Consider the following 25,400-nt stretch of genomic DNA (forward strand, 5'->3'; position numbering starts at 1 on the left):
TCGGCGGTTCAAATTTAGGCGGGCTGGAGTTGAAGCACCTTGCGGAGCGCCACGACGGGCACGCTCGTTCCGTCCGGCTTCTTAACGATTTCTTCGCCTTGGATGCTGTATCCGATGGAGCCGTACAACCGGATCTGCGAAGGCGCGCTCAGATGCACTTTGCACGTGACGGTCTTTCGGTTGCAGCTGGCGGCGTACGCCTCCATGAAACGGAGAAGCGCCTTGCCGATGCCTTGGCCCTGCTTCCGGGGAAGGACCGACAGTTGATGAAAATCGACGCCGTCGGCCTCCTTTAATGCGAACCGGACCATCGCCACGGCTGTACCCTCGTCTTCGTCGTAAGCGATGATCGCTTTCTCGCCGCTCTCGAGGGAGAAGGCGATTTGTTCAACGGACTCAACGGATGGAGCCGAAGCGGATTGTTCTTCTTTATTAGTAAGGAATGCCTGATTCATCAGCTCATGGATGACGGGCGCATCTTGGGTATCGGCAATTTTGTAAATCAAAGGAATACCTCCCTGCCATGTTATATTGCATAAATATACACGATAATTAATATAAATTCAACCTTTCTCATGTAAAGTTTGCGCAAACGGGTTATCGCCCATCGCCGAGTGCCCATGAGACGCAAAAAGAGGTTTGCTGGCCGATGCCTGCAAACCTCTCTCGTATTGCTGCGACAAGCGCTCTACATCAGGAATAAAAAGAAGATAATCGCCAGCGCGAAGCGGTAGAGGGCAAACCATTCCAGCTTCAGCCTTTTGATCAAATTCAGGAACGTGACCACCGCGATCATCGCGACGACGAATGCGGCGATGAATCCGATGACGAACAGCGTCATGTCGTCCGCCGTCAAATATTCCCGGCTATCGTACATGTCGAGCACGGTCGCCCCGAGCATGACCGGCACGGAAATCATGAAGGTGAAATCGGCTGCCGCCTTCTGGCTCGTGCCGAGCAAGAGACCGCCCGAGATCGTGGAGCCCGAGCGCGAGAAGCCCGGCCAGAGGGCCAAACATTGGAACATGCCGATGCCAAATGCTTGACGGTATGTAATATTATCGCTCTCTTCCGCGGTAACCCTGCGTTTCGCACGGGCGGCGACGATCATGAGCACACCCCCGACGACGAGACCGATGAGCACGGGTCCCGGTCCGAACAGCTCATTTTTGATGATGTCCTTGAAGATCAAGTACACGACCAGCGCCGGAATCATGGCCAGCACGAGGTGAATGGCGTTCAGCTTGTTTTTGTCGGAGAAGTCGAATTTCAACAAATTCTTAAGCATCTCCATGTAACGCTTGAAATAAAGCACGAACACAGCAAGCACGGCGCCCAGCTGAATAACGATCTTGAACGTATCCGCCGCTTTCCCTTCAAAGCCGAGCAAATGCCCTGCCAAGATGAGGTGGCCTGTCGAGGAAACAGGCAAAAATTCGGTCAATCCCTCCAGTAGTCCCAACACAATCGCGCTAATAATGTCGTACATAGGATTCCTATCCGCCTTTCTTCTATCTTTTGCGCCCCGGCCAACTTACTAGACGAACGTGAACCAAAGAAAGTTTGCGGGGGCAAACCTATTTTACGATTATAGCACGGTCAAGACTAGGAAAACCTCATCTTCAATACCTGTTTTTTGCATGTTTCTCGTAAAATGGCGGGACCGGCGGGAGCAGCGCGAAAGCGGGCCGCTCGCCTCGCTCTTCGCGCCGCTGGCGCGTAATGGCCCCGTTCCCTCCCAAGCGCTTCCCGGTCAGCGAACGCTGAGATGGCTCGTGAACGCCCCCCATCGGGTCGCGTACTTCGCTTGCGTTTGGCCGTTCTCCCTCGTGATCTCCTCTTTGTGCACCAGTGTTCCCATGCCCGCATGGCGGCGATACGCCGTCAGCGGCTCCGGCACCAGTAAGAGCGGGAATCCGGAGAGCATGACCCGGTACCAGTAATCCAAGTCGTGCGTATATTTCTTCTCCTCGTCGAATTCGCCGATCTGGTTGAACAGCAGTTTGCGCATCATGATCGTGCAGCCGTTCACCGGATTCGCCGTCTTGAAGGCGCGATAAAAATCGGAGCCGGCGGACGGCGGCACTATTCCCTTCTCCACGACGCGCCCGCTCTCGTCGATCAAGTCGAAGCCCGTATGGCTGATCCAGCTGCCAGCTCGCTCCATGGCTGCCACCTGACGGGCGATCTTCTCCGGATAGAAGCGGTCGTCCGAGCTAAGCCAGGCGATGTATTTGCCGCTGGCAAGACGGAACCCGTAATTCAGCGCGCTGGCCGTGCCCCCGTTCGCCTTGCCCAAATAATGGATCCGACCTGCATAAGCTTGCAGCAGTTCGGCGTTCCGCGTCGACCCGTCGTCCACCACGATAATTTCGATATTGTCATAGGTTTGCGCCAATACGCTATCCAAGGCCTCCGTAATATAAGGATCGTTATAGAACGGTATAACAACCGTTACTAATGGTCCCGCTTCTCCCATGCTTGCCCGCTCCCCCTCGTATTAATCGTTCGTGGCGCGATCCGGCCCCTTCCTGACGATGTTGCGCATCTGTTCAAGCGTGTCCGCGATGGACCTCGCCAGCGGTATCGACGGCGTCCAGCCGAGCGCCGACAGCGCCGAGGTATCCGCCGGAAGCGGCGAAGGCGCTGTCGAGCTGCCGATCTCGAAGCGAAGCGGCACGCGAGCGAGCGCGGCGAAGCCGTCAGCAAGTTCGCCGAGCGTGATCATACGCCCGGAGGCTAGCGGATAGACCCGGCCTGACTCTCCGCTAGCCAGAAGCACCCCGTAAGCGCGAATCGCGTCGCGAACATCGAGCATATCGCGCCGTTCGGTAGCCGATGAAAGCCGGAACGCCGGGGGCGGCTCAATTCCTCGTTCGGCCGCTAGCTCCGATGCGGCCGCGTAACGGGCCAGCAGCGCGACGATGCCGCGCGAGCGTCCGGGACCGATCAAATTTCCAGGCTCCGCTACGATCACGTCCATCAGGTACATCGACGACCAGCTTTGAGCCGCAAGCACCTGCAGCGATTTGCTCAGACTGTATGGATGCGGCGGTACCGGCGCTAGGGAACCCGACGGCAGCGGATAGCGGAGCATCGATCCCGCTACTACGACGCGTGTCGTCCTGCCGCTTGCCCGGATCGCTTCTAGCAAATAGACCGTTCCCATCAAATTCGCTTCCAGCGCGGACGCCGGGTCGCTCCAGGACGGCTCGACCGCGTTCATCCCTGCCAAATGGATGACGGCATCGGGCAGCGATTCCGCAATCAGCGCATGGACCTCCGACTGCACGGTAAGATCGGAGACGCGCCAATCCACGTGCTCCGCCTCGGCCAGCGAAGACTGCTGCGCTGGCAATCTTCTCGCCGCTGCCGTCACCTGCCAGCCCGCTTCGGCGAAATGGACGCAGGCGTGCTCGCCACAGAAACCGCCTGCCCCCGTGATCAACAGCCGGGGGCGGCTCATTGCGGCGACATCCACTCGGCCAGCTCGCGCAGCATCACCGCATAGCCCGGCGCTTCATACTGCCAATCGTCCCTGGTCGAGACGAGCGAACGGTCAAGGAATATCCGGCTGTCCGGCACGATCGTGACGTCTTCCCGTCCGAAGGCTTCCCGGACGATCCGAAGCAATTCCAGCTTGCTGAGCGTCTCTGCGGCCGTCAGATGCACAAGCCCGCCGATGCGAGGTCTTCCGATCGCGTATTCCACCGCCTTGGCGAGCTCCAGCGTCGTCACCCCGTTCCACATGACGCGCGCGTAGCCGTTCACGTTCCCCTGCTGATTCAAGAACCATTGCAAGAGACCAATGCCATGCTGGCGAATCTCCGGACCGATAATCGACGTGCGAATCGTCAGATGCAGCGGGTCCTTCACTTCCCCGAGCGCCTTGCTGCGCGCGTAGACGGTCGTGCCATCCGGCTCGTCGGTTTCCGTGTATCTCCCGCGCTCTCCGCTGAACACGCAGTCGGTGCTGATATGGATCAATCTCGCGCCGATTCGCTCCGCTTGATGGCGCAGCCAATGCGGCAGCAGGCCATTCACCTGATAAGCGAGCAGCGGATGGCTCTCCGCATCCTGATTCAGCACGCCGACCGCATTGAGAATGACGTCCGGACGAGCAGACAGGACAAGCGAAGCTACCGCTTCGCTGTCCGTCACTTCCAGCGGAGAACCGTTTGCGTCCCCCGCCACCCTCGTCGTGTACATCACCTCATATTCGGGCTTGCTTCCGAAATAGGCCCGGAGCATATGACCGGCCATGCCGGTCCCCCCGATGATCAGCAGTTTCATGCGAGGAACCCCCCGCGCACGAGCATTGCCTTAATCTCCTCTTTACTCATCAGCATTTGGCTGGAGCTGAAGCTGTCGAATTCGACGGCCGGGTACGATTTGTAGTGATCGCGCAACCCCGGGATATCAAGCGGCGGCAAAATGACCAGGTATTCGTCATCGTACACGACGGTGCTCGTGCTCTCGAATTCCGTCAGCAAGATCTCGTGCAGCTTCTCCCCTGGCCGGACGCCCGTCTCGACCATCTCCGCCTCGATGCCGAGCGATTCCATCAGCACCTCTGCCAGATCAACGATTCGGCAAGTCGGCATCGTCATTACGTAAATTTCGCCGCCTTGGCTCGATTCGCTCGCCTTGAACAGCAGCGAGATCGCATCTTGGAGCGTGAGGAAGAAGCGCGTCATTTTCATGTCCGTAATGCGGACTTGCCCCTTCGTCTTGATCTGGTTCATGAACAGATGCACGACGCTGCCATTCGTCCCGAGCACGTTCCCCCCGCGCACGCAGACGAATTTCGTCTCCGAACGAAGCAGGTTCGCGTAGACGATGAGCTTCTCTCCGATCGCCTTGGTCATGCCGTAGAAGTTGGACGGATTCGCCGCTTTATCGGTGGAAATATAGATGACGCGCTTGACTTTGTTCGCGATTGCCGCCTCGATGACGTTCTGCGTCCCGATCACGTTCGTCTTGAGCGCTTCATACGGCTGGTCTTCGCATACTGGCACGTGCTTCAGCGCAGCCAGGTGAAAGACGTAATCGACTTCTTCGCACGCTTTGGTCAGCGCTTCCTTATCGCGGATGTCGCCAATGCAGAAGCTGAGCGCCGGATGCTCGAACGAGCGGCTCATCGCCACCTGGCTGGACTCGTTGCGCGAGAAAACGATAATTTCTTTGGGCTGCTGGGACAAAAGCTGGCGAATCAGCTCATATCCCCATGACCCGGTGCCACCAGTGACAAGAATGCGCTGATTAGTGAACATTCCATTTCCCTCCAAGCACAAATTTGACAACCTTATCCGAGACGTCCCTTGCCAGATAGCCTTCCGGGCAATCCCACGCGGCAGGCAGCATCGTCATCACGGCAACGGCCTCTTCGATTCGTCCGGCGTCCAGTCCGCACACGACGTTACTGCCGCAGTCGACCGTCTCCGGGCGCTCCGTCGTCGTGCGAATCGTGACCGTAGGCACATTGAAGATGCAGCATTCTTCCTGCACGGTGCCGCTATCGGTAATCGCGCATGCGGCGAATCGTTCCAAGGTCACGAAATCAAAGAATCCTAGCGGCTCGTGGAAGGACACGCGCGGGTCCATCTCGACCTGTACGCTCCCGCTCTCGATGCGCGATTTGGTCCGCGGATGTATGCTGCAGACCAGCCTTGTATCGAATCGGGCGGCCACGCGGTTCAGCCCTTCCAGAATGCCGGAGAGCCGCGCCGGATCATCCACGTTCTCCGCACGGTGCGCGGTCACGATCATGTAGCTGCCAGGGCTTAGACCGAGATCCTTCAAGACCGTGCTGGCTTCGATCTGAGGCATATAGTGGGCGATGACTTCGTTGATCGGATTACCGGTCTGCACGATACGATTGCTAGGGAAGCCTTCGCGCAGCAAGTTGCCTTTGCTGTAGCCGGTGTAGGGCATATTGATCGTCGAGACGGCATCGATGATCCGACGGTTCTTCTCTTCCGGCACGGTCAGATCGTAGCAGCGGTTGCCCGCCTCCATGTGCACGACCGGAATACCCATCCGCTCCGCGACGATGGCGCAGAGCGCGCTGTTCGTATCGCCCAGGAGCAGCACGATATTCGGCTTATGTTTGGCAAGAATGCGTTCGACCTCGCCAAACATGACCGATAGCTGTCCCCCGAGCGTCTGCATGCCTTGACCGAGCATGTAATCCGGCTCCCGCAAGCCCAGTTCGCTGAAAAAGATGTCGCTCAGCGTGCGGGAGAAATTTTGGCCCGTGTGTACGAGCACATGCTCTTCCGCCAGCGCATCGAGCTTCGGGATAATGCGGCTGAGCCGGATGATTTCCGGCCGAGTTCCCAGAATCGTCACTACGCGCATATGCGTCATTTCCCTCCTTCTGCTAAACTGCGGGCGAAGACGCGATGAATCTGTTCAAACCGTTCGGTGACGGTTTGCGTACCGCTCGCTGCTCGGTACGATCCGCCCGCGCGCAATTAACGCTTTGTCTTCCGGCCGCGCCGCGGATGTCGAGGCCGCCTATGCCGCGCGCCGATTCTTCTGGCACGCCTGCGCCCGGCCGCGATTCCGCGGATCGGCCGTCTCCGGCCGCGCTTGCGTCTGGCTCGCGCGAGTACGCGCCGTCTGCCCGCCGTTCGAGAACGTCTGCCTCGCTTCGGGGGAGGCAGCGAGCCGATCGGTTCTCCCTTGGGCAGCATGGCGATCAGAAGATCGGACACCTCGCGAACCTGTTCATACGAGAATCCGTCGGCCTGAAGCGCTTCGCCCGTCCTGTAAGGCCGAAGCAGGCCATTCTCGAACCGGTAGACGGTATCGCCCGTGCCTTTGACCGGGGATGGCGGCAGCACGCCCCTCCCGGCAAGCAAGCCGACGAGATGGACGATCCGCCTGCGGTACACGTCGATGCCGAAAGCCGCCTGAACCGCGCTCGCATTATGCGCTCCGGCTGCCGCCATGCGGGCAGGGTCGCCCAGCAGACTCCACACGCGGGCGAACAATCCGCCCGTGTCGCCGGGGCGCGCCATGTATGCGCTGTTGCCGGTCGCACCTGCGATCTCCGCGAGCCCGCCTGCGCCATAGAGAACGACCGGCCGGCCGAATACCATCGCTTCGAGCGCCGTCATCCCGAACCCTTCGGCCTCGATGCTCGGAATTACCGTTATATCCATGGCCGGATAGATCGTCTCCACGTTCTCTTCGAACCGGATCCATCGGAACTTCCCCATGAGGTCTCTCGATCTGGCCCGTTCCAGGCACTGTTCGAAATATGCCGGGTCGGTCGGGTTGCCTACGATCAGGAAGAGCGCGTCCGGGAAGCGTTCCGACACTTCGACAGCCATTTGCATGAAGTGGTCCAATCCCTTCGCATCGAAGATCGAGGCGGAAATATATCCGACCAGCTTCTGGTGATCGGCCACTCCCAGATCAGCGCGGCGAATCGCCCGAAGCTCGGGCCAGCTCTCCGGATGAAGGGCGTCCGGATTCCAGGACGGCGGGATGATGATCGACTTCGGCAGAAGGCCCGGCGTGCGAAGCGGCGCAAGCGTGGCCTCGGAAATGCCGACGACCAAATCGGCACAGTGCTCGATCAGCGCGGCGGAATTCGCCGTATGCGGCGTGAACCGGATCGCTTCCATAACCGACCAAATGACCGGTACGCCAAGCATTTTGGCTGCAATCGCCGGAAGCGGATGCACCGTCGTGTTCACGAGCGCCACGTCCGGCTGCTCGCGCCGGATTAATTCGATCAGGGCAGGCCAGGCTTCGGTGCGCTGAAGGGATTCGATCTCTCCCATCAGATGAGGGAGCGCCAAGTAGAGCGGCACGACGAGCGGCACGTCATGGCAGATGACAGGGATGTTGTACGCCCTGGCTTGCTGCGCAATGACGCCCTCCGTCGGAACGACAAGGGTGCAGGTAAAATAGGGCTGGAGCTCGCGCAGCATAAACATCAGCACCTTCTCGGCTCCCGTCACGTACTGAGGACTACAGATGTGAGAGAAAACAAGCAGTTTCGGTTTCAATGGCATCTATCAGCCTGCATAACCCGTGCATCGCACGGGTTATGCATACACCTCCTTCGCATCAACTGCAAAGCCGCGATGATTTAAAACTTTCATCCGGAAGGAGCTGTCCGGGCGGCATACGGTACTTCAATATATGGAGGGGGTGTTTCGATCGGCACGACATTTGGCCCCGCTCCATTCGCGCAAAAATCGCTCTTTGCGCCAAGGCATTCGTGCTCCACGGATGCTTGCGCCGGAATTCAATAACGAATCGTTATGGGCTTACTGCTGAACCGCGGGCTGGAACAACAGCTGGAACATGCGCTCGATCCGGCGGGCGTACGTATGCTCAATCATCGCCCGGCGCATGCCCCGCATCGCGATTTCGCGGCGTTCGACTTCATGGGTGAGATAATATTCGATTTTCTCGATCATCTCCTGCGGTGACGCGTACGTGACGATCTCCAGCCCAGGCGTGAAAAAGCTGGCCAAATCGGCCCGCTCGTCCGTCAGCTGCAAGGTGGCGCAAGCGGCAATTTCGAAGGTGCGTGGATTCGGCGAGAGCGCCGGGATGCCCGCGCTGTTGTTATTGAACGAGTGATCGTCATGCGCGCGATGCATGTTGATGGCGATTTTGGCGCCGTTGTACACCGCAGCCGTATCGAGCGGCCCCATCCAAGCGCCGAGCGCGATTTTCCCCTTCAGTTTGTCGAAATTCTTCAGCCTCTCCCACCATATGCCAGAGATTAACGTATCTCTGGATGCTAGATAGTCGGCCGTCTGATCGAAGAACTCCGCCCGCTTCCAATAAGCCGACCCGACGAAGCTGATCTCGCGGCGTTTATCGGCGGGCGGGTTGCGAGGTCGGAATTCCGCCGGATGAAAGCCAAGCGGCAGATAGTGAACGTTCGCGCAGCCTAGAGCGCGATAGAAGTCCACGCAGCTCAGCTCCAGTGTAAAGATGTCGTCGTAATGCGGGGCGATGCCGATCGTTAGGTCCGTGTAGTAGGGATCGTCCGTGAACCATATGGCCGTGCGGATCCCGAGCGCGCGAATCGCGTCGATTTGATCGAGCGGCATCTGAAGGCCGTCGAGCACAATGACGACGTCCGGTCTGACTTGAGCGGCAATCATCGCGACAGGCTCGGAGTCGTTCGTGACCGTCAACTGGCGCGTCATGCCGGCGAGCGTATCCGCCAAAGCGGCGTCGATCGGCGAATAAGGGAACCCTTTGCTCGTCGCGACGAACATCACATGAATCGGCCAGACGTCGGTCGGCTGCGGAATACGGCTAAGCACCGACTCGCACTGACCGAACCAGTACCCGTGCTCGTAGCCGCCCTTTAACCCGTCACGCCGGCCGAGAGCCCTCTGTCTACGGATCAATGCCCTGCGCTGTTGTTTGCTTTGCGCGCGCGGCGAAGCTGCCATGGGTGTCAACTCCTCTCGTAATCCAACAGTTCTTCATTGCCAGCCCAGCGCTCTTGCGACCTGTTCCAGCCTTATGTCGAAACTGTGTTCCCGCAGCGTGCGGCGAAGGCCCCGGAGCGCGATCATGCGCCGTTCGTCTTCATGGGCCAGATAATAGTTAAGCTTGTCGGCCAGCTCCTGAACGCTGGCGTACGTTTCCACTTCCAAGCCGGGACGGTAGTGGTTGCCAAGATCCGCCCTGGCGTCCGTTAGCTGCAGCGTGCCGCAAGCGGCGATCTCGAACGTCCTTGGATTTATCGACAGCCCGGGCAAATTCATCGAGTTCCGGTTGTCCGCGCCGGCGTTCGCCCCACGATGCATGTTGATGACGATTTTGGCGCCGTTGTAATATTTCACCGACTCTTCGACCGGCAGCCAGCCATCTCGGATCATCGGCTTCAGCAGCTTGTAGTGCGTCAGGCGCTCCCACATACCGCCAGCGATGAACACGCGTTTGGTAGCCAGCTCACGCGCGAGCGCATCGAACATCTCCACCCGATTCCAGAATGCCTGCCCGATGAAGCAGACGTCGCTGCGGTACTGCGCCTCGACCCGAAGCGGCTTGAAGCGGCGGACATTCACCGCAAGCGGCATATATTGCACGTTCGTGCAGCCAATCGATTGATAAACGGGAATCGTGCTTAGTTCGTGCGTCAGGACGGCATCGTACCTCGGGGCGATGCGAATCGTATCATCGGAGACGTATGGATCGTCCGCGAACCAGATCGCGGTCCGAATGCCAAGCTGGCGTACCGCGTCGATCTGCGCCAGATGATCCTCCGGGAATACGTGCAGCCCGTTGAGCACCAGCACCCAGTCCGGGCGGATCAACGCGGCCTGCTCGGCGATTTGTGTCGCCTGGGCGATATACAATTCGCCGACGAGCGGCTGGAGTGCTGACGCGATGCCTTCGTCGAGGGCGTCGAAGCCTTGCGGGATGAAGAGCACGCGCACGCCTCGCCGCACCGGAAGCGGCTGCGCGATGCTGCGCCACACCGCCTCGCTAGCCCCGTCGCGCATCCCATGCTTATATCCGTCGGTGTAGCCTTCCTTTGCCGCCACCGCATTGTGCTTCCGTACCGATTTCATTGGCGTACACCTCAAAGTTGGTAGTCTTTCTGTCTACATTTATATGCGGATGGTAGGAAAGGCTTGTGGTCACTTGTCCGGCGAGGCCGTAAAATTGGCGGATAACCAGGGCTGTGCCGAGTATGGCTAAAACGCACATGCCTATGAGGGCGAGTATGACTACTAGACGTGAGAGGGGGAATTTCGGAAGTGAGCTTCGTCACCCAATAGCGAGCGGGCAAGTGACTTTCATAGGAAAGGGGTATGGCAGGCGGGAACAGCGGGGGAATCCCGTACGGGCGGATCATGGCCCAATTGAACAGGGGAAGGCGGTCAGTCCCTATTCTGGACGTTCAACCCCTAGAGAAAACGCCCATGCTGGGCGTACAGCAAAAAAACAGCGGCCCCGTTCCGGCCGCTGTTCCCTTATGGCTGCTGCTCGTATGCAAGATGATGTCCGTTCTCGAATCCTTGGGCGAATCCGATATTGTACCCTTCGTTATAGGCATGATTGTAGCTCTCTTGGTATGCCGCTGTGGCCGTTTGACGCTTCCGTTGAACACGCCGCCGTACCGCGGTTGGCTTCTTCCCGCGCGCGGCGGAGCGCTTCCGCTTGCCCCCTTTTGCCGTCGCGGGCGTGCGTCTGCGCTTCGTCCGTCCGGACGATGCGCGGCGTACCCGGGTTTTCCTTTTCCGTATAAGCGAGCTCACCTGCATTCTCCTCCCATCTGCGACGAAATGCGGTGACGCGTCTCGCTGCCCGTCCGCGCATGCCTCTGGTGCAAGGCCCCGGTTCCATGAAGCAGCAGCGGCTGGCCTGGCCGGCCCCGCCGAGGCCTGCCGACATGAAGCCCCGTCACCGCCTCCGCCAATGATTGTTGAAATGCCGTCATCGACTCGACATTCTCGTACACTCTGCGCGCCATATTCGGCGAATGTCCAGCCACGTCAGCCACGCTATCCAAAATACGGGCAATCGCCCGCTGGCTATGGGCAATCGAGCGAATCAGCTCGATCTTGGCCTCCCACTCCTTCGTTAATAGGCTCATTCGTCGCGATCTCCGAATCCGCCGAAATATCCCCCTCCGCCGCCGCCGCGCGCGTCTTGCCGCAGCGCCGCTTTCAGCACATTGGACATCCCCTGGTTCAGCTTGGTCAGCCCGTCGATAACTTCGATCAGCTGCTCATGAACGCCAAGCGTACCCTTCAAATGCTCCTGCTGCTCGCCATACGCGTCCGGAGATACGTGATTGCACAGCCAAGCGCGCACCTTCTCGGCTTCTACGGCTTTCGCCTCCAGAATATGCGCAACGTTCGCCTGCAGCTTGACTGATGCGTCCAGCATTCTCGCATAGGCGCTCTCCCTGCTCATGCGGACTTCCTCCTTCTCTCCGGCCCTTTACTCATCGTCTCGCTCCGGTTGATCCATTTCCTTCATAATGGAGCCGATTGTCGTCGCGATCGTCTCCTGTAATTCGGCGATGCTATTCAAATAAGAGACGACGCTCTGCGTCACCGCCTGCGAGCTTTCCATTAAGCCTTCCATGCCGCCGAAATCCGGATGCGTATCCGGCAATGCGTGCACCATCTGCGCCATCCGCACCGCCACGTGGCGTTTGGCCTCGAGGACGCGCGCCATATGCTCGTGCGAGCGCGATATTTGTTCGACCATTTCCGTAACGATATGATCCATGCCGCTGCCCTCCCTCTTTTATACTCAGCATATGCGCCGACTTCACCTGTGATACTGGACAGCGTCTGCTCGGGACACGAAAACTCCAGCTCGGATCGCCAGTCGATAGCCAATCATGCCAGGCCCGCGATTAAAGGTAGGCCGCCACCCGGGCAGGCGCAATAATCGGGAATCCCTCGGGCAGCGCCGCCCATTCCTCCGCGCTCGGGACGCTATGCATCCGATACTGCAGTCCCCAGAATTCGGCCGCGGCGCTCGTCGCCAGCCTGCGTTTCACGCCTTGCTCCACCATGTACAACTGACCGTCGGGGGCAAGGACCGATCCGTCGATTGACCCATGCTCATGCCCGAATGGCTGCCTGCGCCAGCGGCTCTCCGCCTCTTCGGCGCCGATCGGATCGCCGAGCGGCCATCGGAGCAGATCTACCTGCGAGATACGCGCGCAGGGAAAAGACAATACGCCGACGACCGGCCGGCGAAGCCCGTTCTCCACCCAGAAGACCTGCTCCCGCACGCCGCGAACCGCCACGCCTTGCGGGAATAACGCCGTCTCGCTCGGCAGGAGCGGCGGCAAAGAAGGTTGCTCCTGTCCGGAATGAAGCGCAGCGTCCGCCCTTGCCTGCGCTTCGCTTCGCAGCAGCGCGTTCACCTGCTCGATCAGCGCGTGCGGATTGCCCCATTTGTCCGAATAGAAGCTCGAGTTGTTCCGGTTGACTTCATCCAGTTCGCTGCCGAGCGCCTTGATGCTGACGCTGCCGAAATGATGGATGAACGTGTCCCGCGCCACCACGAGCATATACCCTTGAAGGCGGACCCGCACATTGTAATCGTCGTCTTCGAAGTTGCCGATGGCATACCCTTCGTCCAGATAGCCGGTGCGTTCCAGCAGCTCACGGCGAAACAGCAGGCAGAAGCCGGTCAGCCGATCGGTCAAATGCCACTTCGCGCTGTCGGAGCGGTTGAACTCGCGGGCGAACTCGTGCATTTGCTCTATCGTCCCGTAAGGAACGTCAATCTGCTGGTTGCCGCTAATATAATTGGTGAGCGGACCGACCATGCCAATGCGCGGATCGCTGTTCAAGCAAGCGAGTAAGTTCTCGAGCCAGCGGTCCGTAACGATCGTATCATTGTTCAACAGCAGCAGCGTCTTTCCTTTCGACATCATCAAGCCCATATTCGTCGCGCCGGCGAAACCGCGGTTCGCATCCAGAATCCGATAGCGAATCTGTCCGCTTATCGACCGTAGATACGCCGCCGTGCCGTCTGTCGATCCATTGTCGACCACGATAATCTCGTATGGCTGATCGGTATGCCCGACGATGCTCTCGATGCAAGACTTTAAGTATGCGAGCTGATTGTACGTCGGTATGATGATGCTCGTGCCTTCGAAAAGCGAGCCGAAACTTTCGCGCCCGAGCCGGGTTCCCGATTCGAAGCCGCCATCGTAACCCAAGCGGTACCAATCCGGCTTTTTCCGGGCAACCGGCCTCGCCTTTTGGCGGCTGGTCGCGGCGCGACCTGGCCTTTTTTTGGGAGGCATATCGTCAGCTCCTTAAATGTTTTCTTTGGGTGTTACGACTTCGGGAATGCTTCCTTGCGGCAAAGAAAACGTGCTTCGGATTGAGCTGATAAACAAACTCGCCGCCGCAGCACGCAATAGCGATGCTAAAGCTCGCTATCGCGCGCCAACGGTTATACCGAAAGCTGCCCTTTCACCAGGGCATCGGCCAGATGTCCGAAATCCAGCGCCACACGGCCAAATTCCGCCGCCAGGCGCCAGCAGATGACGACGGCGGGAACGCCGGCAGAGACGAGCGCCAAGTCGAAATCGATCAAGCTCGCCTCCTGCATGACCCGATCGATGGACGCGAATCCATTGACGGGACTGATGACGCCGCACACCGCGAAGCCCCATGCGACAAGCGTCTCCGCTAATGAGGGTGCCATGTCCCCGATCAACAGCAATCTTTTGCCGCTCAGCAAATGCGTCAGAAGCCCGCTTTGTTGAAGCTCGTAGTTGATCGTCGACGACGTTAATCGCATCGAATCCGGGTCAATGCCGTGATGGCGAAGTACCGGATGCAGCAGAGGCAGAAAATGCTTCCGTCTCGAAAGCGGCACGCCTACCCGGTTCACCTGTCGTATGGCCGCCGCGACGAGGTCTCGGGCGGCAAGGTCGGGCGCATTTACGCCTGCGTAGGGAAGAAACCGCCCTTCCCTGCGGATCGTCTCCGCGTCATACAGGGTATCCTGGGCCAAGGTTAGCAGTTCGCCGTCGCCCAAGCGAACAAGCGCATAGGGCTGTTTCGTCTCGATGGCATGCGTCAGCTCCTCGTATACAACCCCAACGTCGGCCAGAGGGAACATACGCGGCGCGGACGCGGCCAATCCGGCTGCCAGAACGTCGCGCAAGTGGATCTCCGCTACCAGCACACCGGGTGGAACCAGCTGCTCAAGCAGCTGCTCGCCGCCTTCATACAATCCGCGCTCGTATCCTGCCTCGTAAGCGTTCCGGTCCTCTCTCGCGCCAGAGGCCGGGTTAGCGGCGTTCGCTTCAACGGGGGAGCGCTCGGCAAGGCTGCTCGGAGCCGATTTGCGGTTTCGCCCGCGCGCGGTCTTCGAGACGCTTCGTTTGGCGACTTTGCCGCGCGCGCGAGGTTGTTTCTTTCGGGTACGTTTCGCCTTGGCCGCAGGTCCCGCGGCGCCTCTCTTCTTGCGGCGGCTAGGAGACGCCCCCCGTGTTCTCCGGCGCTTGACCGGCTCCTCTATTAACGGGGAACCAGCCTCAATAGGGGGGACGACTACGGGATCTGCCATGATCATGGGTTCCGGGTGGCTCATGGCGCATTCCCCGACAGCCGCAAAGACGCCTCTTGCAGCGATTCGAACGTGCCCGCGTCCGTCCACCAGCCTTGCAGTTTGCCATAGCGGAGCTGGCCACGCGAGGCATAGGCGTTATTGACATCCGTAATTTCGAGCTCGCCGCGCTGCGACGGTTCGATGCCGGCAATAAAATCGAACGCATGCCCGTCAAATCCGTAAATGCCCGTGACGCACCAATTGTTGTCCGGCTGCGCGGGCTTCTCTTCGATGCGCATGATCTCACCGTCTCCATTGAACTTCGGCACGCCGTATCGTTCCGGATCCGGCACTTGCTTCAGTAGTACCATCGCGCCTTCTTGTTGTCGGCGGAACGCATCCAAATGAGGCGTTAACGCCTCTTCGAACAGATTGTCGCCCAGCAGCACGATGAATTTCTCTGCGCCGCCCACGTAGGGACGCGCCAATTCCAATGCCTGCGCGATGCCGCCCGCCTCCTCCTGAATGCGGTAGGTGAGCGAAACGCCGCTTTCTGCCCCGCTTCCCAAATAATCGATGAATGCCCCGGCTGCCTGCCTGCTCGTGACGATTAAGATCTCGGTGACGCCCGCTTCCTTCAATTTCTCGATGCCGTAACTGATCATGGGCAGTCTGCCCACCGGCAGCAAATGCTTGTTCAGCAGCTTGGTGAGCGGCATCAATCGGCTGCCCGTGCCCCCGGCCAAGATAACAGCTTTCAAGCGATCTCCTCCTTACCTACATGTACGAATCATTGGTCCTACATGAATTGAGCCGGATCAACCTGCCATTTCTCGATAAAAAGCCGCCGGTTCCGCTCGATCAGCTGCGCCAGCTCGCTCGAATCGCCACGCTTGAAACTAGCGCTCCCTTGATGGTGTACAAACACGCTTCGGCACATATACAACCCGAATCCGAGCATGCGGGCACGGAGGCAATAGTCGTCATCTTCGTAGTGCCCGGGCGAGAACCGTTCGTCCAAACCGCCGATCGCCGCGTACAACTCGCGTTTGAATAGCAGGCAGAAGCCGACTAGACGGGCAATCGGCTCCGCGCCTAGCCGCTGCTCGCGGACGCTCGCGGCCGCATCGTGGAATTCGTTCATTGTCGAGAAAGGGATCTCCACAAGCTGTCGGCCGCTGACGTAATTGCTGACCGGCCCGACCATCCCTGCTCCTTCCACATCGTTCAGTACGTCCAGCATCCCGCCGAGCCAGCCCGCCGAAACCGTGACGTCGTTGTTCAGCAGCAGCAGATAATCCCCCTTAGCCAGCCGCAGCCCCCGGTTGCATGCGGCCGGGAAGCCTTCGTTCGTCGGCAGGGCTATTAGCTTCACGCCTGATTGCACGCACCAATCCGCCGTTCCGTCCGTGGATCCGTTGTCGACGACGATGATTTCAAACGGTGTCTCCTGCGGGCTCGTGTATGTTCGTATGGCGCCTATGGCCTGCTGAAGCAGGGGGAGTCCGTTATGCGTCGGAATGATAATACTCGTCATGTTCATGATCGTCCGCCTCCGGTCTCGCCGCGTCTTCTCACCTGATCCGGCCATTGGAGACGGCCGCCCTGCCGCTGCATGATGCTTACCAGCGCTTCCGCATGATCGCCAAGCCGCAGTGCGCGTTCCTGCGCCGGGCCGCTCCGGGCCCAGATTGTCGGATGAAGCGGGACCGTCTTCACCCGAAGACCAGACGTAATCGCCGCAGCAAGCGCGAGCGCCGGCACAGCCAGACGGTCGGCTCCGACCCCCAGCAGACCGCCGCGCGACCAAGCATGCGGCAAATGATCCAGCGAATTCGGGCCAAGCCAAGCGCAGCCAAGCGCACTGTTCATGAACGCCCGCAAGCGATCGGGCTCTCCCCATTGGCGGAACGTACCGAGACTAGCTCCTCGATCGGCAAGCGCTACATCGGCCCCCTGCCCGATAGCCGCAATAAGACGGCCGCATGAAGCGAGATCGAGAGGGCCGTTACCCGAGACAAACAAGAGGATATCCCCTCGCGCTTGCGAAGCGCCCACGCTTCTGTCGTCGTCCGGACCAAGCGTCTCGGGCACAAAAACCACGATTGCATCCGTTTGCGCACGGATTATCGCGGCAAGCGAAGGATCCTTGCCATCCAACACGACGATCGTCTCGAGGACGGGCAGGCGGGACAGCTCACGGATTTGCTCGACCGCATCGGGCGATGAACTGCCCAACACGATGGCAGAGACGCGATTGCCGCGATCTGCCTGCATGCCCTGCGGTCGGACATTTGGGTGAGGGGCGGCTATGCGGCGTCGGCGTCGGCGGCCAGAGGGCCGCAGCGATTGGAGGCGCGAAGACCGGGGACGCTTCCTGGCGGGCCTTCGTTGCTTACGGCCCGCGGCGGATCTGCGGCCCGGGCGCTTAGAAGCGGTTCGCCTTGTTCGCCTCATACGGCACCTCCCCCGACGCTGCGGGACGAACGGCTGTCCGCAAACCCTGCTCTTGCCCCGCTTTGCGCCGCCAGCCATTCGAGCGCCTCCAGATGATCCCCTATAATGAGCCGTTCAAGAGGCGCAACTCGTTCTCGCTCTAGTCGAGGAAGATTAAGCTTCCCAACGTTCACGCGGTGTACCGGGACGACGCGCATACCCAGACGTACCGCTTTCGCGTGCGCGAGCGGCGGCACGGACAGCGACCGCGTCCCGATTGTCTCAAGTGCTCTCCGGCTAAGCGCGTGCGGGATGGCCGTAAGCGATGTGCCCGCCAAATCCGGCCGGCCCAGCATCGAATTGAGCGCATGTTTGGCCAGCACGACGCTGTGCACCTGGACTTTGTCCGTCGGACCGGAGTAATCATTGAGCGCCACGTCGACGCCGCCGTGCAGGACGGCCTCGGTGAACGGCTTCAGCCGGGCTGCCGGGATGATCATATCGCCGTCCAGAAACAGGCAGACATCGCCTTGGGCTTGCGCGGCGCCGACGGCGCGCCCGACATCATGGCCAAGCGGCTGGGGATAGTTCAGTACTTTAGCCCCCATTCGCCGCGCGATATCCGCAGATCCGTCCGTCGAACCGTTCGCAACGACGATGACCTCGGTACGCGGGTGCACGTGGAACGCTTCACGAATCACGCCCGCGATATGACGGCGCTCATTCATTACAGGAATTACGACCGATACGGCAGGCGGGGAATCGGATCGCGGATGGATCGGCTCCGCCGTCGCCGCCGGTTGAATGGCCGCCGGAAGTTCCGCTCGATGCAGCGCCTTCGCAGGCCGCTTGCGAATTCCCGCAGAAGACTTCCGCCGCGATCGCAAGACCGGCCGCCTGCGGACAGAACGTCTCGTCCGCCTCGCGCGGGATGCGGCCGCCGTCTTTTTTCTCATGACGATCACCTCACCTAGCCTAAATAGATGTCTGCCTGGCTCCAATGCAGACAGACTATTCACAAACTATTGTATGTACGAAAATCGCCGCCGCAACGGCAGGTGTACGTTAAGGCGTTCACCCGTTCGCCGTGCAAAACGAAAAAGAACCTCTGTTTCGCTCGCGCAGCTGCGAAACAGAGGTTCCGATTGAATGATTAGCCGATAACGATCCAATTGATCTGGCCTTTCGGCTCAGGGCTGATCCGCGTGCGAATGACGGAAACCACAGCTCGATCCGCATGCTTCTCTTTGATCACCGCGTAACAAGAAGGATGGTCCGACGTCGCAACGAGCACATAACCGCTATGCGCGTATGGTTCGTCGAAGACGATCGCAACCTCGACCTGTTCGCCTTGGCCGGCGAAATCATAGGCCGCGAAGCCGAATTGCTGGTTAGCGGAAATCTTGGCGTTCGTCGTCCGAACCGGCGCGAATTTCAGTTTCTCCGTCCCGATCGTGCCATCCGCAAGCTGCGGGTTCCGAATCGCGCTTTGCAGCTCAGCAGCGAGATGCTCGGGGTGTACGGCGCTCGGCGCAAGCTTCGAGGCGACAACCGCCCGGTCTGCGATCGCCTGATCGCCGACGCTTCCCTTGGCGAGTGCGTCAGAGACGACTGCACCTGGGGCGAGCTTATCGGCGGTGATGCTGCCTGTCGCGAGGGTTCTTGCTCCAACCGCTCCTGGAGCCAGATGAACCGAGGCCACGCTTCCTGGCGCCAATTCGATATTCAGTACGCCCGGCGCGAGCCGATCGGCCGTGATGCTGCCCGCCAGGATGGCATCCGTAGCAACAGCCCCCGGCGCCAACTTATCGGCCGTGATGCTTCCCGATGCGATGACATCCGCGTCAATCGCACCGATAGCCAGATGCCCCGCGCCCACGCTTCTTGGCGCCAGCTTGTCGGCGGTGATGCTGCCTGCCGCGATGGCGGATGCACCAACGATACCTTTTGCCAGCTTATCGGCGGTGATGCTGCCTGTGGCAATCGCGTCCGCATCAACTGCGCCCTTCGCCAGCTTATCGGCGGTAATGCTGCCTGTGGCGATCGTCTCCGCGCCGACTGCGCCCTTCGCCAGTTTGTCGGCGGTGATGCTGCCTGTGGCAATCGCATCCGCATCAACTGCGCCCTTCGCCAGCTTATCGGCGGTAATACTGCCTGTGGCGATCGTCTCCGCGCCGACTGCGCCCTTCGCCAGCTTATCGGCGGTAATACTGCCTGTGGCGATCGTCTCCGCGTCAACTGCGCCCTTCGCCAGCTTATCGGCCGTGATGCTGCCCTGCGCAATCGCGTCTGCGCCGACTGCGCCGGCTGCCAGATGTGCCGAGGTGATGCTCGATGGCTTCAGCTCGTTATCCACTACGCCTGGCGCCAGCTTATCGGCGGTGATGCTGGCTGTGGCAATCGCGTCCGCATCAACTGCGCCCTTCGCCAGTTTGTCGGCGGTGATACTGCCCTGCGCAATCGCGTCTGTGCCGACTGCACCGGCTGCCAGATGTTCCGACGTGACGCTCGATGGCTTCAGCTCGTTATCCACTACGCCTGGCGCCAGCTTATCGGCGGTGATGCTGCCTGTGGCAATCGCGTCCGCGTCAACTGCGCCCTTCGCCAGCTTATCGGCCGTGATGCTACCCAGCGCAATCGCCTCTGAGCCGACTGCGCCGGCTGCCAGATGTTCCGAGGTGACGCTCGATGGCTTCAGCTCATTATCCACTACGCCTGGCGCCAGCTTGTCGGCGGTGATGCTGCCTGTGGCAATCGCGTCCGCGTCAACTGCGCCCTTCGCCAGTTTGTCGGCGGTGACGCTGCCCAGCGCAATCGCCTCTGAGCCGACTGCGCCGGCTGCCAGATGTTCCGAAGTAACGCTCGATGGCTTCAGCTCATTATCCACTACGCCTGGCGCCAGCTTGTCGGCGGTGATGCTGCCTGTGGCAATCGCGTCTGCGTCAACTGCGCCCCTCGCCAGCTTATCAGCGGTAATGCTGCCCTGCGCAATCGCTTCTGCGCCGACTGCGCCGGCTGCCAGATGTTCCGAGGTGACGCTCGATGGCTTCAGCTCATTATCCACTACGCCTGGCGCCAGTTTATCGGCGGTGATGCTGCCCTTTGCAATCGCATCCGAGCCGACTGCTCCTGCCGCAAGATGAACCGAGGCGACACTCGATGGCTTCAGCTCATTATTGAGCACGCCAGGTGCCAGTTTATCGGCGGTGATGCTGCCCTTTGCGATCGCGTATGAGCCAACCGCGCCGGCTGCCAAATGAACGGAAACCACGCTCTCCGGCGCCAATTTATCGGCCGTGATGCTGCTGGCTGCAATCGCGTCTGCACCAACAATACCCATCGCTAGCTTCTCTGCCGTGATGCTGCCCGCCGCAATGGCATCCTCGCCAACTGCGCCCGAGGCCAGATGAACCGAAGTTACGCTTCCTGGTTCCAGATCCTGATCCAGTAAGCCCGGCACCAGCTTATCGGCGGTGATGCTGCCTGCCGCAATGGCGTCTGCGCCAACTGCGCCAGGCGCCAGCTTATCGGCGGTGATGCTGCCTGCCGCAATCGCGTCCGCGCCGACTGCTCCTTGCGCCAGCTTACCGGCCGTGATGCTGCCTGCCGCAATCGCGTCCGCGCCAACCGCGCTCGCAGCCAACTTACCGGCCGTGATGCTGCCTGCCGCAATCGCGTCCGCGCCAACCGCGCTCGCAGCCAGCTTATCGGCGGTGATGCTGCCTGCCGCGATGGCCTCATGACCTACCGCGCCCGGCGCCAGCTTATTGGCGGTGACGCTGCCTGCCGCGATTGCACCTGCGTCGACTGCACCTGGCGCCAAATGAGTCGAGGTGATGCTCTCGGGCTCAATCTCATTGTCCAGCACGCCTGGCGCTAGTTTATCTGCCGTCACGCTGCCCGGCGCGATCGCATGCGCGCCAACCGCATCCGCAGCCAGCTTATCGGCCGTGATGCTTCCCGGCGCGATCGCGGCCGAACCGACAGCTCCCGGCGCCAGGTGAATCGAGGAGACGCTCGATGGTTCAAGCTCCTGATCCAGCAGACCCGGCGCCAGCTTATCGGCGGTAATGCTTCCCGGCGCGATCGCAGCCGAACCGACTGCCCCTGGGACCAGCTTATCGGCCGCGATGCTGCTCGGCGCAATCGCGGCCCCGCCAATCGAACCCGGCGCTAGCTTATTGCCCGTAATGCTGCCCGGTGCAAGGGCTGCCGTCCCGACAGCGCCTGGCGCCAGATGCACCGCCGCGACACTACCTGGCGCCAGCTCACGGTCCAGCACGCCCGGCGCCAGCTTATCGGCTGTTACGCTGCCCGGTGCGATCGCATTCCCGCCGACCGCGCCTGGAGCCAAATGGACCGAGACGATGCTGCCAGGGGCAGGCTCGTTGTCCAGAACGCCTGGCGCCAGCTTATCGGCCGTGATGCTGCCAGCTTCGATCGCAGCCGCGCCGACTGCGCCTTGCGCCAAATGAACGGAAGCGACGCTGCCTGGGGCCAGCTTATCGCTTGTAATGCTGCTTGCCGCCAGCGCGTTCGCGTTGATTGCGCCAGATGCTAGTTTGTCGCTTGTAATACTGCTTGCGGCGATCGCATCCGTACCCACTGCCCCCGCCGCCAGCTTATCGGACGTCACCGAAGCATTCGCGATCGCGGCACTGTCCACGCTGCCTGCTTGAAGATGAACCTCCGTGACCGATCCCGGCGCCAGCTTGCTGGACGTAATGGAGGCGTCCTGTAATTGTTCTTCCCCGACTGCGCCCGGTGCCAGCTTCTCCTCCGTGACCGCGCCGCCCGCAATGGCTGTGCTTGTTACTGCATCAACCGCCAGTTTATTGGCGTTCACTGCCCCGTCCGCTATGTGCCGCGTTTCTGCGGCGCCTGGTGCCAGCGCATCGCCGCGGACCGCGTTTTTCGCCAGATGGACGGATTGAACCGCTCCTCCCGCCAGCGCGCTTCCGGTTACCGCGCCGGCCGTCAGCTGAGCCAGCCCGACGGAGCCGGGTTTGAGCTTGCTGCCATGAATGCTGCCATCCGGCAATTTGCCCGGCAAGAACAAGTCGCCGGCCAGATGAGCCTGCGTGATCGAGCCTTTGCGGATATGGTAGCCTTGCAGCGTCTCCGCTTTCACATGCTTGCCGCTAATCGACTCGACCCGAAGATGATCGCCGCCAACCGATTGAACAGCCAGCTTCTCGCCCGTCACGGCACCCTCGTTCAGGTGGGTCGTTCCGACCGAACCATCCTTCAGCTGATCTGCGCCAACGCTGTCGGCCGTCAGATGCTGCTCTCCGATGCTTTCCTTCGCCACATGCTCCGCGCCGACGGCTTCCGGCTGCAGATGAAGGGCGGCCACCGCGCCGGCTTGCAGCGCTGCGCTGCCGATTGCCCCTTCCTGCACCTGGTCAGCGCCGACGCTGCCTGCCGCAAGCTTGGATTCCGTCACCGCGCCGTCGCCGAGGTGGTGCTCCAAAATGCTGCCCGAGGCAATATGCACGCCAAACACGGCGCCTTGGACGATCTGCCGGCTTCCGACCGATTCGATGGCCAGCTGCTCCGCGCCGACCGTCTCCGATGCGAGCTTCGCGCCAGTAATCGAACCGTCCGCGAGATCGTCCGTCCGAATGGCGCCCGACGCGATATGGCCAGCCTGAACCGAATCGGGAGCCAGATGCCGCGAGCTAACGGCGCCGTCGGCCAGATGTTCCGCGCTCACGGCGCCCTCTGTCAAGTGTCCGCCGTCTACCGATTGCGGAGCCAGCTTGGCGCCAGAGATGCTGCCATCGGCAAGCTTGCCGCCGGTTACCGCGCCGTCCGTGAGCTTGTCGGTCGATACACTCTCCGGCGATAGCTTGAGGGAGTTCACGGCGTGATCGGCCAAATGGTGACCGTAGACAATCCCTGCTGTCAGATGACGTTCCTGTACCGAGTGCGGCGCAAGCTTAGCGGCATTCACCGCACCATCCTGCAAAGCGTTCGTATGCACGGAACCCTCGCTTAAGTGCTCGGAGGCGACCAATCCCTGCTGCAAATGCCAAGGCGCGACGGACTCGACGGAGATCGCTTCCTCCGTTACGGACCCAGCCGCCAGATGATACGCCTTGATGGCTTCCGGCGCGATCTTGTCGGATGAGATCGATTCCGTCCCCAGATGCCGGGCGGATACCGCGCCGTCGGCCAGTTTCTTCGCGGTCACGCTATCATCGGCAAGCCGGCTCTCCGTAACTGCGCCGGCTGCGAGCTGTTCGGAACCGACGGCGCCTGGTGCCAGATGCGGTTGGTGTACCGCGCCGGCGGCCAGCTTCTCCGCCTTCACGGATTTGTCGAGCAAATGACGGGTACCCACGGCATCTTCGCTTAAGTGAGCCGCATTCACCGATCGGACGGCAAGGTGGCGGTCGGTCACAGCGCCTCCGTCGATGTGGTCGGGGCCAACGGTCCGCTTGCCGAGATGCCGGCTTTGCACCGCGCCGTCCGCGAGCTTCGCGGACATGATGCTTTGGTCCGCAATTTTCGACGCTGTGACGGCATGCTCCCCGAGTTTGATCGTGGATACCGACAGGTCGGCGATTTTGGGCGTCGTCACCGCGCCATCGCGCAGATGCTCGGCGTGAACGGCATCATCTGCCAGCGCTGCCGCGCCAACCGCGCCCTTTTTGAGCTGGGCGTCGCCGATGGCGCCTGTCGCGATGGCCTCCTCCCCGACCGCTCCGCGGCGCAATTCCCGTATCCCGACCGCGCCTTCGGCCAGATGTTCCCCTGCGATCTCGCCCGGAGCCAAATGCTTTCCCAGCAGAACGCCGGTTGCCACGTGTTCGGCAAGGAGAAGTCCCGGCTTCAGATGAACGGAATCGACCGCGCCCGCGGCCAGCTTCTCGCTTGTGATCGTGCCGTCCCGCAGCTTGGAGCGCGTTACCGCGCCATCCGCCAGCTTCGAGGCATTGACGGCGTCCGCGGCCAAATGCTCAGGACGAATGGCGCCGCTCTTGATTTTGCTGCCGGTAACCGCTTGATCTTCGAGCAGATCGCTGGAGACGATGAACGCCTTCAGATGCTTCGTCTCGATCGAGCCTTCGGCGATTTTATCCGCGCTGATCGTCCGGTCCGCCAGCTTCTCGGACGTAATGCTTCCGTCGCGCAGCTTGTCGCCGGAGATCGATCGTTCCGCTAACATAGAGCCGTATACGGAGCCCGGGATCAAATGATCGCCGGTAATCGAATTCGGCGCCAGCTTCGAAGCTGTTACCGCGCCGTCCGCGAGGTTGATGCTCTCTACCGCAAAGTCGGCCAAATTACGGGAAGAGACCGCCCCCCGGCCAATACGCGACGAATCGAGAGCGCCCGGCGCGATCTTCTCCGTCGTGATCGCTTCGTCTGCAATATCGTCCGTATAGACGAAGGCGGCAGGCCGATCGGGCTCGCGGAGCTCCTCGTAGACTGCAAAACGGGCTTCGCGAGTCAACGCAGGTTCAACGGCTGCAACCGGCTGCGCCTCGGTTACCACCTCTTGCTGCTCTGCCACGGCCGACAATTCCACCTCTGGCTCGTCGACCGCGCTCGCAGCTGCGGGCCAATCCGCGTCCAAATCCTCGTTCAGGTCGGCCGACAGCTCCTGCCAATCGTCCTCGTCATTCAGCGATTCGATCGGTTCGGTCGCCGGAGCTGCGTTGACTTGCAGCCTCTTCGCATTTTCGCTTTTGCGCGGGTCGAACACGGTGCCGCCAGGGGCGACAGGTGCCGAGGCCGTTCCTTTCTTCTTCACATCGTCCAGCCATTTCAATTCGGAAGCATTCGGATTATCGACGTAAAATAACGGTTTTTGTCCGTTAACGCGCTTACCTTTCCTGTTTTTCGCCATAGCCCTCTCCTTCTCCCACCTCGAATGTCATAGCATCATATGCATTCACCTATAGGCAGGTCACAGGAGT

At 60.6% G+C, this 25,400-nt stretch carries 21 protein-coding genes; all 21 read right to left on the reverse strand.

The genetic code is table 11. The annotated features are described in order from the left end of the window. Positions 1-14: 14 nt before the first annotated feature. On the reverse strand, positions 15-506 hold the full coding sequence (locus tag ACFFSY_RS30135) for a GNAT family N-acetyltransferase (protein ID WP_377501217.1): 492 nt from the start codon (positions 504-506) through the stop codon (positions 15-17). Between the two features lie 182 nt (positions 507-688). Next, positions 689-1,489, reverse strand: coding sequence for an undecaprenyl-diphosphate phosphatase (locus ACFFSY_RS30140; RefSeq protein WP_377501219.1), 801 nt, complete (start codon positions 1,487-1,489; stop codon positions 689-691). 264 nt (positions 1,490-1,753) lie between these two features. Then, a complete protein-coding gene (locus ACFFSY_RS30145; protein ID WP_377501221.1) occupies positions 1,754-2,479 on the reverse strand; it encodes a glycosyltransferase in 726 nt (241 codons plus the stop codon). 21 nt (positions 2,480-2,500) lie between these two features. After that, complete coding sequence (locus ACFFSY_RS30150) at positions 2,501-3,466, reverse strand: NAD-dependent epimerase/dehydratase family protein (RefSeq protein WP_377501223.1); 966 nt, start codon at positions 3,464-3,466, stop codon at positions 2,501-2,503. Further along, positions 3,463-4,293 carry a dTDP-4-dehydrorhamnose reductase family protein gene (locus tag ACFFSY_RS30155; protein ID WP_377501225.1) on the reverse strand — a complete coding sequence of 277 codons (831 nt, stop codon included), beginning with the start codon at positions 4,291-4,293 and terminating at the stop codon, positions 3,463-3,465. Before ACFFSY_RS30155 ends, ACFFSY_RS30150 begins: the two co-directional genes overlap by 4 nt. Further along, a complete protein-coding gene (locus ACFFSY_RS30160) occupies positions 4,290-5,273 on the reverse strand; it encodes a polysaccharide biosynthesis protein (RefSeq protein WP_377501227.1) in 984 nt (327 codons plus the stop codon). The genes ACFFSY_RS30155 and ACFFSY_RS30160 overlap by 4 nt, the downstream gene beginning before the upstream one ends. Beyond that, a complete protein-coding gene (wecB, locus tag ACFFSY_RS30165) occupies positions 5,263-6,360 on the reverse strand; it encodes a non-hydrolyzing UDP-N-acetylglucosamine 2-epimerase (RefSeq protein ID WP_377501229.1) in 1,098 nt (365 codons plus the stop codon). Before wecB ends, ACFFSY_RS30160 begins: the two co-directional genes overlap by 11 nt. A 116-nt stretch (positions 6,361-6,476) precedes the next feature. Beyond that, positions 6,477-8,030: a glycosyltransferase family 4 protein gene (locus ACFFSY_RS30170; protein ID WP_377501231.1), complete on the reverse strand. Its 1,554-nt coding sequence runs from the start codon at positions 8,028-8,030 to the stop codon at positions 6,477-6,479. Between the two features lie 258 nt (positions 8,031-8,288). Then, entirely contained in the window at positions 8,289-9,437 is a 1,149-nt protein-coding gene (locus ACFFSY_RS30175; protein ID WP_377501233.1) for a CgeB family protein, read from the reverse strand. Between the two features lie 33 nt (positions 9,438-9,470). After that, positions 9,471-10,565 (reverse strand): CgeB family protein, encoded by a 1,095-nt coding sequence (locus tag ACFFSY_RS30180; RefSeq protein WP_377501235.1) that lies wholly within the window; start codon positions 10,563-10,565, stop codon positions 9,471-9,473. Between the two features lie 405 nt (positions 10,566-10,970). Further along, positions 10,971-11,255, reverse strand: coding sequence for a hypothetical protein (locus ACFFSY_RS30185; protein ID WP_377501237.1), 285 nt, complete (start codon positions 11,253-11,255; stop codon positions 10,971-10,973). Beyond that, positions 11,252-11,593, reverse strand: a complete 342-nt coding sequence (locus ACFFSY_RS30190; RefSeq protein WP_377501239.1) for a hypothetical protein — start codon at positions 11,591-11,593, stop codon at positions 11,252-11,254. Before ACFFSY_RS30190 ends, ACFFSY_RS30185 begins: the two co-directional genes overlap by 4 nt. Next, positions 11,590-11,916, reverse strand: a complete 327-nt coding sequence (locus ACFFSY_RS30195) for an alpha-helical endospore appendage domain-containing protein (RefSeq protein ID WP_377501241.1) — start codon at positions 11,914-11,916, stop codon at positions 11,590-11,592. The genes ACFFSY_RS30190 and ACFFSY_RS30195 overlap by 4 nt, the downstream gene beginning before the upstream one ends. A gap of 27 nt (positions 11,917-11,943) precedes the next feature. Further along, positions 11,944-12,237, reverse strand: coding sequence for a nucleoside-diphosphate sugar epimerase (locus tag ACFFSY_RS30200; protein ID WP_377501243.1), 294 nt, complete (start codon positions 12,235-12,237; stop codon positions 11,944-11,946). Between the two features lie 130 nt (positions 12,238-12,367). Next, positions 12,368-13,777, reverse strand: a complete 1,410-nt coding sequence (locus ACFFSY_RS30205) for a glycosyltransferase family 2 protein (protein WP_377501245.1) — start codon at positions 13,775-13,777, stop codon at positions 12,368-12,370. A gap of 152 nt (positions 13,778-13,929) precedes the next feature. Next, positions 13,930-15,054 carry a GT-D fold domain-containing protein gene (locus tag ACFFSY_RS30210; protein ID WP_377501247.1) on the reverse strand — a complete coding sequence of 375 codons (1,125 nt, stop codon included), beginning with the start codon at positions 15,052-15,054 and terminating at the stop codon, positions 13,930-13,932. A gap of 20 nt (positions 15,055-15,074) precedes the next feature. Beyond that, the gene (locus tag ACFFSY_RS30215; protein ID WP_377501249.1) at positions 15,075-15,797 is read right to left on the reverse strand and encodes a sugar phosphate nucleotidyltransferase; all 723 of its coding nucleotides are present in this window, start codon (positions 15,795-15,797) and stop codon (positions 15,075-15,077) included. A gap of 38 nt (positions 15,798-15,835) precedes the next feature. Beyond that, a complete protein-coding gene (locus tag ACFFSY_RS30220; protein ID WP_377501251.1) occupies positions 15,836-16,579 on the reverse strand; it encodes a glycosyltransferase family 2 protein in 744 nt (247 codons plus the stop codon). Beyond that, positions 16,576-17,313, reverse strand: a complete 738-nt coding sequence (locus ACFFSY_RS30225; protein ID WP_377501253.1) for a glycosyltransferase — start codon at positions 17,311-17,313, stop codon at positions 16,576-16,578. Before ACFFSY_RS30225 ends, ACFFSY_RS30220 begins: the two co-directional genes overlap by 4 nt. A gap of 176 nt (positions 17,314-17,489) precedes the next feature. Then, positions 17,490-18,428, reverse strand: a complete 939-nt coding sequence (locus ACFFSY_RS30230) for a glycosyltransferase family 2 protein (protein WP_377501255.1) — start codon at positions 18,426-18,428, stop codon at positions 17,490-17,492. 197 nt (positions 18,429-18,625) lie between these two features. Next, complete coding sequence (locus ACFFSY_RS30235) at positions 18,626-25,330, reverse strand: WIAG-tail domain (protein WP_377501257.1); 6,705 nt, start codon at positions 25,328-25,330, stop codon at positions 18,626-18,628. Between the last annotated feature and the right edge of the window lie 70 nt (positions 25,331-25,400).

The organism is Paenibacillus aurantiacus (assembly GCF_042431225.1).
In the GTDB taxonomy this organism is placed as follows: Bacteria; Bacillota; Bacilli; order Paenibacillales; family Paenibacillaceae; genus Paenibacillus_Z; species Paenibacillus_Z aurantiacus.